This is a genomic window from Spirosoma arboris (genome assembly GCF_009754945.1).
Taxonomy (GTDB): domain Bacteria; phylum Bacteroidota; class Bacteroidia; order Cytophagales; family Spirosomataceae; genus Spirosoma; species Spirosoma arboris.
Genome location: NZ_WPIN01000004.1, coordinates 740,358 through 753,652, shown reverse-complemented (window position 1 = coordinate 753,652; position 13,295 = coordinate 740,358). Strand labels below are relative to the sequence as shown.

Genomic DNA, 13,295 nt, shown 5'->3' with positions numbered 1-13,295 from the left:
GGCTTCGGGAAATGATTGACTGGAAACCCGTTTTAGGATGTCGGCAACATCCGGATTATCATCGACCAGCAATATGGTAAATTGAGCAGGCATTGAACCAATTAAGTAAACGCAGCGTGGCAAATATAAACGTTTATGTATAGGCTCTATAAAGATCTCTAGGTCATTTTCTCCTCTTTTCAAGCAAAAGATTTAGGGATTGCAGATATAAAGAATACATCGCTAGAGTTATACGATTTTTGTTCCCCTCACCCCTGTTGATGGTTGGACTTTTCTCACCTACCAAATCCTGTTGTTGACCCGCCAAATGGGGTCATTCACAACATTTGCTTCAATTAGTAGCCGAACATATGTTACTTTTGGCTACTTGTCCACAGGAAACTTTCCTTTTTTAACCTTAAAGCCCCTGACCAGCTATGGCAGGGGCTTTTCCATTGTCTCAGTTTCTGCAACAAATTATGCCTTCAGTGAGTAGATAAGACCAGTGATAATTTTCAAGAAAGGTAAACAGCCGTTACTTACTTAGGTGGCGGCTGTTTCGTTTACTAGTCTAACTCTTTTCCCCAATAGACAGCCCCCTGTATAGTTGAGAAGGCCTTGTCCTCACCTTTCGGTCAAGCATAAATCCTTAATCAGGCGCAATGTCTTAAGGCTGGACTCATTGCCGCTTTTAGCCCCCCGCATAGCCAACGTTATACAGTTTAACAGGGTTTTGGAGTTACTCCAATGGAAAGAGTATTGGGTTGGTTGAGGTCGTTGTGGGGCTCCGTAGAAGTCAAGAAGTTCGTTAAGATCACTCGTCATCATTAGTATACTGTTTTGTCTATAGTTCTATAGTCTATATGTTAATATTTTTCAATGTAAAGTCAAGTAATAGTATTTGGACTAAAAAAATGTAGTATGGTAACAAAAAAAATGCTGGCCCTATCCGTAGGACCAGCATTTTGGTCTAACCTATAAGAGCTCGCCCTCTCAGGCAATCAACACATTAAGTGAGTGTTTAGCTAATAAGTTAATTTAATTACTTATCGGTAACATCGGTCTTTAGTAGCCTATTTACTAGCCCTATTTCTTTACTTGATGTAGAAGTACCTAGCCATCATCTGCTTAATTGGTGGCTGATTGATTCCGTCTCTATCCAAATTACGTCCTGGCCTACTACTTTGTTTCTAGTTCAGGGAAGAAAAAGCCCTTATGGGAGTAGAAGAAACGGATTAGCAGAGGTGATAAACGAAATCAGGTCATACCCAACAGGCATGACCTGATTGACTCACCAAAAGGATTTTTAGATTAGTAAAACTCACTCACGCCTAAAATACTCTTAGGGAGTGAGGGAATGGGCTATCAAAAGCAAGGTATTAAAGGCCACCAAAACTAGTTCCTGTTAATCTTATAGTTTCTCTGGGGTTCTAATGCCCATTGCCTTACTACTTTAAACCAACGAAAAGGTTGACTAGTACTAGCAACCAAATGATCGCTGTTTCAATCAGGTCAATCAGCCGTTATCTACTAGGTGGCGGCTGATTTGTTCAGAAAAAAAATGAAATACGGGCACTAGTTGGTGTGCCCGTATTTTTGTTAACAAGTATACTCGTTAACGGCTACTACCGGATCTGGACCGTAGTCCCTATTTCACTGGCTGGGTATGAATTAGAGCGAAGATTAATCCGGTATAAGCTTCGTTTCAGACTGTCAGCACGCGTTTGGCTAATGGCTATTTTTGTTAACAGATAGGCAACCACATAATCAATTAGTTTGCAAACTATAAATCTGACATCAAATTTGTTAATGATTCATGTCTAACAGTTCGGTTAGCTTGCAAGCTCTTATGGGTTAGGAGAAAACGTTGGCACTAGTAGGACCAACGTTTTTTTATGTGTCCAAAATACACGTTCAGAGTCTCAATAATACCGACGTGAATCTAACCCATAAGAGCACGTACATCATAAAGAAAGTGTTGGCCCTGCCCTCTCGGAGGATGGGGTTCTTTTTTTCAGCGAAAACTGCTCTTAATGTGCCTGGTTACGCTCCAATGCGTATGGATATTACTACTAAAAGGGAGCTTATGTCTATTCAGTAAATATGATTTAGCCAACATTTATACCTGTTCGCTGCTTGTAGGGGTATGACTACCCAAACCACTGGCCTTTCGCTCACGGAGTCGAGTGGACGCCAACTACTTCAATCCTCCATTGCCGAGTATGTTTCCTTTCTGCGTCGCCAGCCTGCCATCTGTGGCACGCCTGAGCAACATGAGGCACTGATTAAGCATGTGGCTAAAGGTCACGAATTAATCAAGCTGGTAGCCTCAGAACGACTGAAGATTACCCGCCAGCTTGACAAGCAGAAGCATGACTGGATGGAGGTAGAGAAAGAGATGACTGCCCCTATCCTGACAGCTATACAGCCCCTTAAGGACGCTGTTGACCATTACAACCGGGAGTTGCTTCGAGTACGTGAACACCAGAAGGCTGAAGCGGCTCAGCAAGCCTCTGCGACTCCTACTGGTGAAACTAATTGGCTCACACCCGAGGTTTCTCTGGCGGCCATGCCCAAGGGTGTACAACTAAAGTGGGCCATTGAGATTGTCGACCCTAACCAGGTACCCAATGGCTACTGGATCATTGATGAAGCCTCCATTAAGGCTGATATTGCGAATGGTGCGCGGGACATACCAGGTGTACGGATTTACGAAGAGGCTATCACTACTTACCGTAAATAACAGGGCGATTGGTACCATTACCTTATTTCAGGCAATACGCTATTCCCTTTTCAGCAGTCAATTTGTTTACTCAATCAATTGACGATGTCGTAAACGAGCTAGACACATGAAAAAGATACAAATCGCCGTAGCCGTGGTTTTGCTGGCTGGAACCTTACAGGCACGGGCTCAATCCGGAAGTACTCAAACCCCAAACAATAGTCAGCTAGAGGGTAAAGGTGTTCCCTACAACAAGGACACTAAACAGAAAGGTAAAGCTATACCTAAGCGGGCGGATCATCCACTGCCTGCTTCATCAGTCGGCACGGGAGTTGACGCAGCAGCTAACCCCAATAGTGGTGTTTCCCCCGGTAGTCACACGGCTCAACGGGAGACAAAGATGGATTATAAAGCGACTGGAAAGGGCAAAAGTACTTTAAAGGGCAAGCAATAAGCAAGCAGAGAAAACGCCCCTTACTAGTTGCCTCTAGATCTCGCTCACTCTATGCATTCAAACCAACCTATGAATTAAATGATAACAGCCCCGTCACTAGGCGAGGCTGTCTTTTTATTGACTGTTATAGGTCAATTAACACGCGGGGATATCTGCTTCGCCCCTTGCCGTATGGCCTTCTAAACCTGCCTAATTTATTGATTGCGTTCCTTAGCCGACTTCCGGGCGTGGCAGGACTTGCAGAGGCTCATTAAGTTGTTTTCGTCCAGGAATCCACCACCTAATCGAACGGGTTTCTTATGGTCCACCACAGTAGCTGGTGTTAATTTCTTATTGTCCAGACAGTATTTACAAAGCGGCTCTTTCTCTAGCTGGAGTTTACGGGTACGTCGCCAGGGTGCGTTGCGATAGTCCTGATTTCGTATGCCGTTGTAGGTCTCGTTTGCCCAGCGGGATTTAGGCTTTTCCTTAGGCATCATCCAAGGGCGTACAATCTTTTTTAGTGTAGGCATGTTCGTAATTTGTTTATAAGTAAAAATAACCTAATTACCCTGATTATCAATGGGAAAGGCGAGATATTTCGATATTAATAGGCACCTACCCCAGGGGTGGGTAAAATCTTGAAAGCCGTCGCCTGCACGAATCGCAGTCCTAGTCTCACACGCACCGTGTCAAAATTGGGAATGGGGGTTACCAGTAGCTTCATATGTTCCTCCCCATCGATTATAACCCCATTGCCTCCTCAAATTCGTCCCGCTCCTTGACCTGCCCCATACCGATCCGGGTCCGGGCTGAGGGAGTAAAGCCATACTGACCCGCAATCTTTAGCGCCCGATCGAGGGCCTGGTTGCCGATCCCCATCCACGGGTTAGGCATGGGGTAGCCATTGTGCGAGGTGATCACCTCCCCCTCAAGGGCCAATTGCTCCTGAGCCTTCCAGTACCGACTCACCTCTGCACAATAGGTGGCCAGTAGACGCATATCGACAACGGTCAACATCTTTAAGGCTTCAAGGGCGGCTGTGGTCTCATACCACACTTGCTTGGCCAATGCATTCCCCTCAAGCTGTTCTGGGGGGCTAGGAAGCGTCTGCAAGGGTTCGGGAGCCATTTGGTCAGGTAGCACCCGGTCAGATCGTGCCGTGCCCTGTAAGCGCTTTAATTCAGTGGGTGTGTTGGGTCTACCAATCATGAGTTTCTAGCAATTAAAATGGATACAACATGCAGGGCATTAGGCAACTTTAAAGACGCCTTCCCGGTCGGCCCGCTTATTCATCAGGGCTTGCAGTTTGCTTTCTGCCGGTTTCTTTTTAGGTACTGGTACGTTCTTTCTTGACACGGGGGTAAAGCCAAATTGAGCACCCCACTTCATAGCTGCCGCGCTGGCCTCATTGTAGATCTTCAGAAGTGGTGGCGTTTCGACATAATAGATTTTACCGTCCTCATCCCGGCATTCCCGAACCACACCTTTCTTTAACTCTTCAGCGGCTTCCTCCGCAATTTGCAAATGCATGCAGTATAAACCCAGGGAATCCAGGTCAGTTTCGGCCAGAATACACTCATTTTGGAGTAGTTTGGTGTACTTTTCCACTGTTTTCGCCCCGTTTTGGTCAGGTATACCGGCGCTTCGGGCAGAGTTTCTATGGGCTGAGGTTGCACAGAATCGGGCTCTACGCGATCCTTTCGGGCTGTTCCTAGTAATTCTTTCTCTTCCTGGGTCTTTCTTGGATTGGGCATGATGATCATTTTTAGTTTTGAACTGACACCGATTTTTTTGGGGTGGACATGCGATTCGCGGAGAGGCCGTCTTTAGGGATTTGACCTACCCCTCCCCTACCTAGTTTACCATTGCTCTTGCAAGACTTATCAAGCCATGCTGATAAACTCTTAAGTCCTGCCGACTAGCAGTTGTAGTAGACTGATTGATCTTTGCTTTATTAACCTCTTGTCTGAAGATCATGAACCTAATCGAGCAAATAGAGCAGGCTGAACAAGCCCTTATCAAGGCCCAGCTAGCCTCCGACGCTGACACGCTGGATACCTTATTGGCAGATGATTTACTCTTTGTAGGTCCCGATGGTGAGCTGTATGATAAAGCAATGGATCTGGCCTCACACCGCGCTCGTACCATGTATATCACTAGTCTGGTAGCCCACGAACCTACTATTAAGTCCATAGATAATCTGGTGATTGTGTCGAGGAAGGCCGATATACAGGGCGTATTTGACGGGCAGGAAGCGGGTGGGCAGTACCGGTACTTCCGGGTGTGGGCTAATCGGCAGGGTCGTTGGCAGGTCATTGCGGGTAGCATTACATTAGTTGCTGGTGCTTAATGGATACTCGGTTAATGAAGGGATACTATTACCCGTCTCGGGCTCGTATTCGATGGGGAAGTGCATATGCAGGATATCATCCAGTTCAGCCATTTCCCCGTCTATAGCGACGCGGCTAAAGACCACACGCAGAATGGTTTTGAGCATACTTACCTCCTCATCCATCGGCTTATTATCAGTTTCCAGGTAGAGATCATCTACCAGGAAGAAAAATCGATCCATGTACTTACCCACAATGGGGTGATTCATATACTCGGGCTTTTTGTACTCTTCAGGATTAATCATGATTGTTATAATTGTTTGTTTAAAGAGCTAAGCCTAATTGGCTAAATGATGGATTTTGACGCTGCCACTCGAAAAATGAAAGCGGCTTAATTGTCGGTACCGCATCGGGCGGGTTGGGTTCATCCCATTCAGCTGGATAGCTATCACAGGGCTCAACAACTAAACGCTCGATCTGGTCCTCAATAGGCTTGATTACACCGACAGGGGTTGTAATGTTCGTTACTACCTGAACTGCTTGATCGTCCGGTTCCAGGCAGCGTTGTAGCGCTTTGTGAGCAGCTATCTTATTCCACCATAGCGGAGGATGTCCGAATAGACTCCATTTGTAGAGTAGTGACTTGGGTAACTTGATCGTTCGTTGATTTAATTGCGAATCAACCCTTGTATTTACGGGCTCAGTTTCTCTAACGGTTACCAATATACGACCATCTGTTTCTTCAAGACTTTTGTAGGTTTTGTAGGTAGGTAGAGTACTCGTTTCTGATTTATTTTTGAGCAATGTCGTTCGCTCTGGTGGCTCATACGGCAGCAGTTCTTTCCAGGTAATACCCGAATCCCGGCAGCGGCAAAAAAACGTTTTTAGCTGAACCTCTTTATAGCTCCTGAGGCAATGCGTATACTGCTTGTCACAACTGACCGTCTGGTACTCGGGGTGACACTGGCTAATAATATGAAAGTAGTCCCGGCCATTTTCGCCAAATGTGCTGGCGATATCACAACCGATGGCGTACCAATTGTTGTAACCACTGGTAATATCGATGTTTCGCTTACTGATCTCACCAATGCACACCTCTACCCGTTGGCGCTCGGTATCCGCATCCGCTGTTGGGGCAAACTCACGGGTAGCTACCGGTTGAGGCTCATCGTAAAGCTCAAATAGCATTACCTTCTCGGCAAAATAGCCATCTGGGTCATACGAGTAACCGCGCAGGCTGGCCACGTTTCGGGGCTTATCATCCAATCTGATCTTGTAATGAGCAAATACCCGAAATAAGGCGTCAAAGTGCTGTCCATGCCGCTCCGGATGGGCAATAGGAACAAGGCCCCAATAGCCAGTTCCTGACACAGACAGACCACAGTAGGCCACAAAAGGTAGTTTAGCCAGTTGTGCTTTCAGATTAGCATAATTACGAATATGTGGATTGTCTTTGAAGTCAATATCGAACTGAATAAACCCACTATGGCCACTCGGCACCAGGCTTGATGCCTGTCGATAGGTAAATACGCCACTCGGAGTAATAGCGGGCAAGGTAGCTTTGAGAGCATCCCGCTTGAGCTTGTCTGATTCTGCCCGGATTGTCAATACTCTATCCCGGTATTTAGCATTGATGAGCCACAGGTAGAGGTTAACAGGCTTCGGGTTGCCAGGTGTGTTGTAGTTGGCAAAACAGGACACCTCAACATTTAGGGCTTCTCGAGTATCTAGATAGGTAGCCATATATTTTTGAAATCATGCACTCGACCTACCTACAGAACCTACAAAAGGTCTAAAACGGGGTTTTGTAGGTTCTGTAGGGTGGTAGACTACTCGTTTTTAAAAATTAATTGTGGATGAATCAGATAGTGGGGTGCTTCGGGTCTGCCGTTGGCTGGCGTGGGCGGAATTATTTCTTTAAGCCAGTTTCGGGTAATTAATTCGGATAGTGCTGAATCAACTGCATCGGCAGTCGTCAGCCCAGCCCACCCTTTTTGGCGCACCTCACGAACCTTGAACCCGTTTTTCAAATCGCCTGCTTTCAGGTGCTTCAACAGGTCTTTGGCTGCTACAGCGCTCACTGTGTCTAATAGCCCATAAACGCGCCGTGCATGGGATTGGAGATATTCGCACCACTTAACGGCCATCCTGGCCGCGTCGATGGACACAAGCCGTTTTTGTGAACCAGGCACCTCAACTGGATTTGATTCGCAGTTCACTACGTGAAAGATTAGCGCCAGTGAGGGCATCAGCGAACGGTATTTGGTGAAATGTTCCAGTAATAGCCCAGTTTCATTGGGTAGTACCTGCGTTTCCCACTCGGTTAGCCATTCCTTAAAAACCTGCTGGGCTTGGGCTTCGAAGCGAGTGTAGGGAAGCCGGTTATACTCATCCGCATCATAGGCAATGTCGGCAAAGTCGGCGTCAACGAGCTGCTGAATCAGGGCAAACGCTTTGTCGCGAGCCCACTTATCAGGATATTCATCGGTATAGGTCCAGGGCACTTTGTCGGGGTAAACGGCGAGCTGTAAACGTTGCACAAAACCATCATTGTCATGTCCTGTTGCTGCTTTCAGGTACCCTAGCAGTTTTGAGGGTTGAATCCCCCCGAATAAGGCAATACAGACATTTTTAACGTGGGTTGTGCCTCTGGCCATTCGATCAATAATAATTGAGCCATTCCCATTCCAGCCTTCCAAATAAAAAGCCCTATCCTGCTCCCGTCCCGCCTTATCCCAGGCGGCAATTAAAGCGATCAATTCATCCCGGCAGACCAGCATCCCAGTCGGATTCTCATTGAGCAGATCAGCTAACTTTTCAATGGTTGGATCATTGGCTATAAATCGCCGTTCGATCGGCTTCTGGGGTGCTTCGGGATAACCTACCGGGCTTTCTACCGGTTTACCTTTCATCCGGTCCTGTTCCTGCGACTGATAGACCTTCTTTTGGACCTCATAGGTTACCTGTTCAGCTTCGTAGCGTTGGAATTCCTCTTCGAACTGTTTTCTGGCTTCAATACTGATCCGGTGGAGAGGTTTAAACACCTCACTGACCGATGGGGTTTTCATGCTTGAAGGGTCTCCAATAACCGCCCCCCATAAATTAGGGACAATAGTCCAGTCGTCTCGATTTTTTGGCTGAATCGTCAACCTAGTTCCAATCAAGGAGGAGAACATGTTAATGCTGGCCACTACCACATAGTCTAATGGGCATTTCATTCGGTAAGCAATGTCCGTTAGCCAGGGACGCAATGGCTCTGGGATCATCTCTGACTCCAGCTGTAATACAGGGAGTAAATTAGTCGTGATAGGTTGAGGAGAAGGCCATTCTTCAGGCTTTTCGTTGGCTGTATCACCAGGCTTTTGCTCAAACTGAGATGGATCAAATTCATCAATATCTACATCAATTTGTGTATCTTTGTCCTGTTCGGGTGTCATAAAATCAATGAGTTAAGCGGGTTGGTGCGTGGTGGCATCAGCCCGTTTTTTGTGGTAGTGGATGGAGCCCAAGGAGGTATAATCGAAGTAGCACATCAGAAAGACGGGGTGATTAGTTCGGCGTAGAACTTCTCGAAATCATCAAACGAGCGAACGATCAGGTAAAAGCCTCCAGCGCTGTTGATCTGCAAGGCGATTTGCTGTTGCTTTTTGCTCAATCGGTCGGCTCCGATTTTAATCTCCAGGCCCACGAAATGGCCCTCAATACAGGAGATCACATCCGGTACGCCAGTAGTAGCTCCCGATGGTCGGTACTTACCCAGCTTCTCATCGTAAAGCCCCGTCGTGTTGATACGGGCGGCAAAATGGCCACGATTCCGTAAGAAGGAAATTAGTCGTTTTGTTAGCGCATTTGCCGTTTCTGGTTTCGGCCCTTTCAGTCTACTCTTACGAGCAGTATTTGCTCCAATGAAATTTTGGAGTTGGCGGAAGGCAGGGAGTTGGTTCATGCATTTCGCCCTTTTAGATCTGCTCTAACTTCGTCCACACATTCCGCAGTGGTCTTTTTACGGCCAGCACGAATCCAGCTTTCCAGTTCCTGGCGCGAGAAGTACAGCTTTTTAGCCCTCTTCATAAAAGGAATTTCGTTGCGCCCAACCATACTATATATGGTCGGAACAGCAAGATTCACGAACTCAGAAGCTTTCTTGATTGTGAGTAAATCTGGCTCAGAGATAGAGACTACCGGTGTAGTATTAAATATGGATGTCGATCCATATTTAATAGCCGCACTCACCGCATCAGCGATAAGTGTTTGTAATTCTAGGGGAGTTGTGATTATAATTTTATTTGCTTCCATGTCTATTTAACTTGGTAGAACATGGCAGCAAGTAAGGTCTAAGCAATTCCGGCAATTCCGGCAATTCAAGAAATGGAATTACATACTATTTCTATTTATTTATCATTGCTAGGAATATCGTCTTATACTGTTGTTGAACATCGTTCTGTTTATTGAACATGCCTGGGTCTTTAGTTCCCATATTTAAGCCGGAGAAATAAGAGTTAAGCAGTTCTGCCAAATGGCAACGGTCAATTTGTGGATAAATTTTTGCCCTTATCTCCAAAACTTCGATCCAGGCTACTAAGACTGATATACTACTATATGAACCACGTTTTTTGCCAATCCAGCCACCTGCATCATTTATAACGGGAGTCTCTAGTTTATATAAGGCTTCAACGCAGCTGCTAATGTCATCGGGATTCCTAAAAATGGATGTAAAATTATCGTAATGCTTAACTAATACTTGGCGTTTTCCGGTCTTTACAGGTAAAACAATATTAGGAGATTGTTTATGCCTTGCTTTCTGTTGCTCAAACTGTAGTTCATCTTCTACGGCTAGTTTAGCAACAACGTCCTTAAATAAGCTAATGAAATCTGAGTCATTTAATGACGCCAACTCTTTATTGTCTCCTGCGTAATCAATTAGATCATAACAAGCGTATTCAATATGGTGCGCAAACGACTCAAAAGGCATTTCATTTGCCTTTTTGACTAAATACATCTCCCATTGTTTTAGTAATCGCCTGAACATCTTTTCTTTATCAGCAAGCAGCTTCAGGCGCTCCTGAAAAGTAGGATCGTTCTTAAGCCTTTCAAAAAAGGCCCTAATGCCTTCACTGTGAATTCTTAAATCATTTAATAAGTTAGCAGTAGGCTGAAAGGCTTTTCGGATTGATTCAGCATAGATAATGATATTCGGGGTAGCAAAGCCCTTTACAATTGGAATATTAAAGTTTGAAGCAGGTATGGTAAGAAGGGGTTTAACTGAATTTATTATAGAGGAAGCAGCAGATATTGACGGAGAGGAAAGGGAGGCCATTGCATTTTTAACCGCCAAATTCATGATTTTTTGCTGCTCTATAATAGGACGAACCATTGCACTCCATTTCTCAATCTGAGCCCTACCTTCTTCAGTCATTGGAATTTCTCCCTTTTCCATCTTTGCTAATTCGCGGAAAGGAATTCGATTATTACTCATATACTAGGATTTGAAGTTTAGCAAGTTACTGGCATACTGCCGTTTGACATCATCCTCAAAGCTATCCAGGTAGTTCTCGGTAGTGCGTAAATCATGATGGCCAAGGCTTTCACTGATGAATTCAATAGGAGCTCCAGAACGCTTTAAAACAGTGCTAAATGAATGCCTAGCAGTGTATGTAGTCACAGGCTTATCAATTCCTATCTCAATGGCCATTCTGCCCACGTACTTATTCATTGAGCGCGTCAAGTATTGCACCAGTTCCCGTTCTCGCTGGGGTGTTACGTCCATGGGTAGAATTGGAAATACATAGTTATCGGGCAAACGATGTTTAGTGCCCCATTTATCCAAAATAGCGCGTGACACATCGGTTAGGATCACAACAACCGCCTTTTGATTTCGACGCTTGGTCCTAGCTGTCTTGGCTCGAATGAAGCTTACCCGGTCCCCATCGATATCTTTCCAGCGCAGGCGGCAAATGTCCTTAACATTGATCCCATTGCAGAGATAGGAAAAGAACCAGAAGTCTTTAGCCCGATCAGGTAGGCTTCCGACTTCCGTTGAGAATTGATAGATCTTCTCAATCTCCGAGAGTGTCAAGGCTTTCTTTACATTACGGGCCGCAGGTACTTCATATTGATTCTTGCCGAACGGGTATTCTTCAGGTGCAATAATCCCTTTAGCCTTAGCCTGGTTGACGATGGTACGCAGGTTACGCAGGTAAATACTAACCGTTGTAACAGACTTTCCTGCACCTGTAAGGTAGTCGTCATACTTCTCCAGAAACGAAGCGGTAACCTCTTCAAATCGCAGGCGAGGCTTAAAGCCCTTCAATGAGTTTAGCGTAGTCTGGTAAATGGATGCCGTTGAAGCGCTGCCCTGCTTGGCCATCTTTTTGATTTGCTCCTCAAAGGCGTGATAAACATCCTCAGCTCTGGCTTTGGTATCAATCGTGTGATCAGCAAAGTAATCTTTCTCAAAGCGGGCAAACGTGAAATGCGACAGGTCTTTCAGAACTGTATCGGCATCGCTTTCGTAGGTCTTGATTTTATCCCGAATCTCCCGAAGCTTTTCATCGCGCAAACGCTCCCCATTTAGTTTTTCCCATTCGGGCTGGGTTAAATCCGGTAGCTTGACACTATAGTACTTACGGTCACGCTGAAACGTCACGCGCAGTCTTAGAGGGTAGGTGCCATCCTGTTTCTGTCGACGCGTATCCAGCACAATAGCGGCTGTAGGTTTGGGTTCCTTCGGCGTTTTTGCCATAAATTCAGGGGCCTTTTATATAGTAGGCAGAGGATCGATAGTATTCAGGCGTTTGATACACAATTTGATACACAAATCTAATCAATAAAACGTAATAACCATAAGATAGTAGAAATAGAATAATTGTTAACCTATTGATTAATAGCTATATTTGTAAGCAAGAAGAGATAAAGAGAGGAAACGATAAAGGGATAGATTCTGCCTTACAAGCAGAGGGTCGGCGGTTCGAACCCGTCAACTCCCACTAGTGAAAATCAAGCACTTAGCATCTAAATGTTAAGTGCTTTTTTCATTTCTACTAACACGTTTACTAACACACCCGATCAATTCGGGCCAAGCCCAACAGTTGTGGAGGGCGTTGTTTTTTTCTAGGCTTGTGTTTTCGAACCAAGTTCATTTGTTTTAGAGGGCCACATACCCCTGATCAAGTTACTTTTACTCAATTTCATTCTGGATCATTTTGAGCTTATATTGGTCGATCAGCATGCACAGACCTTGCATCTGCACCTTGAGGAATTAAATAATCAACCTAAAGAGCAGCAAAAGGACAATTTGTTGTCTAAGGGTTTGTTTTCCTGCATTACCGTACAAAATTTCCCCATGCGGAGCCATCAGGTCTTGCTTCATATCAAACAGTGCCGATGGCTCAATCTAGCCCCGACTGAATCGTTTAATACCAAAATCAAGGCCTTTCGCAATCAATTCTGTGAAGTTCGGAATGTGGAATTCTTCCTTTATCAACTGACTCATTTATATGCCTAAGCCAAGTCGCTCCACAACATTTAGATTTGATCCATCAATAAGCCAAACCCTTTTTAGGAGAAATAAACATAATAAAACGAGTTCAGTAGGTAGTGACTTTAAGTTGATAAGTCGTGACACTGCGTTTCAATCGTCTTCAATCAGTCAACAATACCAGGGTTTTCCTGATCGAGATCGATAGAAAGTAAGTTTGTACTATTATTAGATGTTATAAATACTATTTTTTACCAAGCTAGCCAGTATAATATTGTATAATTCATAGGAGCTAACGAATGACATAGTTACCTTCATTAATCGGGCACAGTTAAGTAAATCCAGAAAAAA

General features: G+C 45.0%; 14 protein-coding genes. 4 read left to right on the top strand and 10 right to left on the bottom strand.

From position 1 onward, the window contains the following. Positions 1–2,125 precede the first annotated feature (2,125 nt). Together GO755_RS14170 and GO755_RS14165 are read left to right on the top strand one after the other, a co-directional pair. Positions 2,126–2,722, top strand: coding sequence for a hypothetical protein (locus tag GO755_RS14170; RefSeq protein ID WP_157585796.1), 597 nt, complete (start codon positions 2,126–2,128; stop codon positions 2,720–2,722). 106 nt (positions 2,723–2,828) lie between these two features. Further along, positions 2,829–3,155, top strand: coding sequence for a hypothetical protein (locus GO755_RS14165; RefSeq protein WP_157585794.1), 327 nt, complete (start codon positions 2,829–2,831; stop codon positions 3,153–3,155). Positions 3,156–3,349: 194 nt separating this feature from the next. Here GO755_RS14165 and GO755_RS14160 read toward each other — a convergent pair whose 3' ends face one another. The 3 genes from GO755_RS14160 to GO755_RS14150 all read right to left on the bottom strand — a co-directional run bounded on the left by GO755_RS14160 (position 3,350) and on the right by GO755_RS14150 (position 4,745). Further along, on the bottom strand, positions 3,350–3,667 hold the full coding sequence (locus tag GO755_RS14160) for an HNH endonuclease signature motif containing protein (protein ID WP_157585792.1): 318 nt from the start codon (positions 3,665–3,667) through the stop codon (positions 3,350–3,352). Between the two features lie 211 nt (positions 3,668–3,878). After that, a complete protein-coding gene (locus tag GO755_RS14155) occupies positions 3,879–4,346 on the bottom strand; it encodes a phage terminase small subunit P27 family (protein ID WP_157585791.1) in 468 nt (155 codons plus the stop codon). A 39-nt stretch (positions 4,347–4,385) separates the two neighbouring features. Beyond that, positions 4,386–4,745, bottom strand: a complete 360-nt coding sequence (locus tag GO755_RS14150; protein ID WP_157585789.1) for a P27 family phage terminase small subunit — start codon at positions 4,743–4,745, stop codon at positions 4,386–4,388. Between the two features lie 367 nt (positions 4,746–5,112). On the opposite strand from GO755_RS14150, the gene GO755_RS14145 reads away from it, so the two are divergent. Beyond that, positions 5,113–5,487: a nuclear transport factor 2 family protein gene (locus GO755_RS14145; protein WP_157585787.1), complete on the top strand. Its 375-nt coding sequence runs from the start codon at positions 5,113–5,115 to the stop codon at positions 5,485–5,487. Here the strand turns inward: GO755_RS14145 and GO755_RS14140 are convergent. The 7 genes from GO755_RS14140 to GO755_RS14110 form a co-directional block, all read right to left on the bottom strand. Continuing rightward, positions 5,470–5,772 carry a hypothetical protein gene (locus GO755_RS14140; RefSeq protein WP_157585785.1) on the bottom strand — a complete coding sequence of 101 codons (303 nt, stop codon included), beginning with the start codon at positions 5,770–5,772 and terminating at the stop codon, positions 5,470–5,472. The two genes, GO755_RS14145 and GO755_RS14140, sit on opposite strands and share 18 nt — an antisense overlap. Before the next feature lie 19 nt (positions 5,773–5,791). Next, entirely contained in the window at positions 5,792–7,210 is a 1,419-nt protein-coding gene (locus GO755_RS14135; RefSeq protein WP_157585783.1) for a BT4734/BF3469 family protein, read from the bottom strand. Positions 7,211–7,296: 86 nt separating this feature from the next. Next, positions 7,297–8,904, bottom strand: a complete 1,608-nt coding sequence (locus GO755_RS14130) for a YfjI family protein (protein WP_157585781.1) — start codon at positions 8,902–8,904, stop codon at positions 7,297–7,299. Between the two features lie 95 nt (positions 8,905–8,999). Then, complete coding sequence (locus tag GO755_RS14125; protein ID WP_157585779.1) at positions 9,000–9,413, bottom strand: VRR-NUC domain-containing protein; 414 nt, start codon at positions 9,411–9,413, stop codon at positions 9,000–9,002. Further along, positions 9,410–9,763, bottom strand: coding sequence for a helix-turn-helix domain-containing protein (locus tag GO755_RS14120; RefSeq protein ID WP_157585777.1), 354 nt, complete (start codon positions 9,761–9,763; stop codon positions 9,410–9,412). Before GO755_RS14120 ends, GO755_RS14125 begins: the two co-directional genes overlap by 4 nt. A 91-nt stretch (positions 9,764–9,854) precedes the next feature. Beyond that, positions 9,855–10,943, bottom strand: a complete 1,089-nt coding sequence (locus tag GO755_RS14115) for a Nif11-like leader peptide family natural product precursor (RefSeq protein ID WP_157585776.1) — start codon at positions 10,941–10,943, stop codon at positions 9,855–9,857. A 3-nt stretch (positions 10,944–10,946) separates the two neighbouring features. Beyond that, positions 10,947–12,209 carry a site-specific integrase gene (locus GO755_RS14110; protein WP_157585774.1) on the bottom strand — a complete coding sequence of 421 codons (1,263 nt, stop codon included), beginning with the start codon at positions 12,207–12,209 and terminating at the stop codon, positions 10,947–10,949. A gap of 414 nt (positions 12,210–12,623) precedes the next feature. On the opposite strand from GO755_RS14110, the gene GO755_RS42320 reads away from it, so the two are divergent. Beyond that, positions 12,624–12,971, top strand: a complete 348-nt coding sequence (locus GO755_RS42320; RefSeq protein ID WP_449448583.1) for an ISAon1 family transposase N-terminal region protein — start codon at positions 12,624–12,626, stop codon at positions 12,969–12,971. Positions 12,972–13,295: the final 324 nt, after the last annotated feature.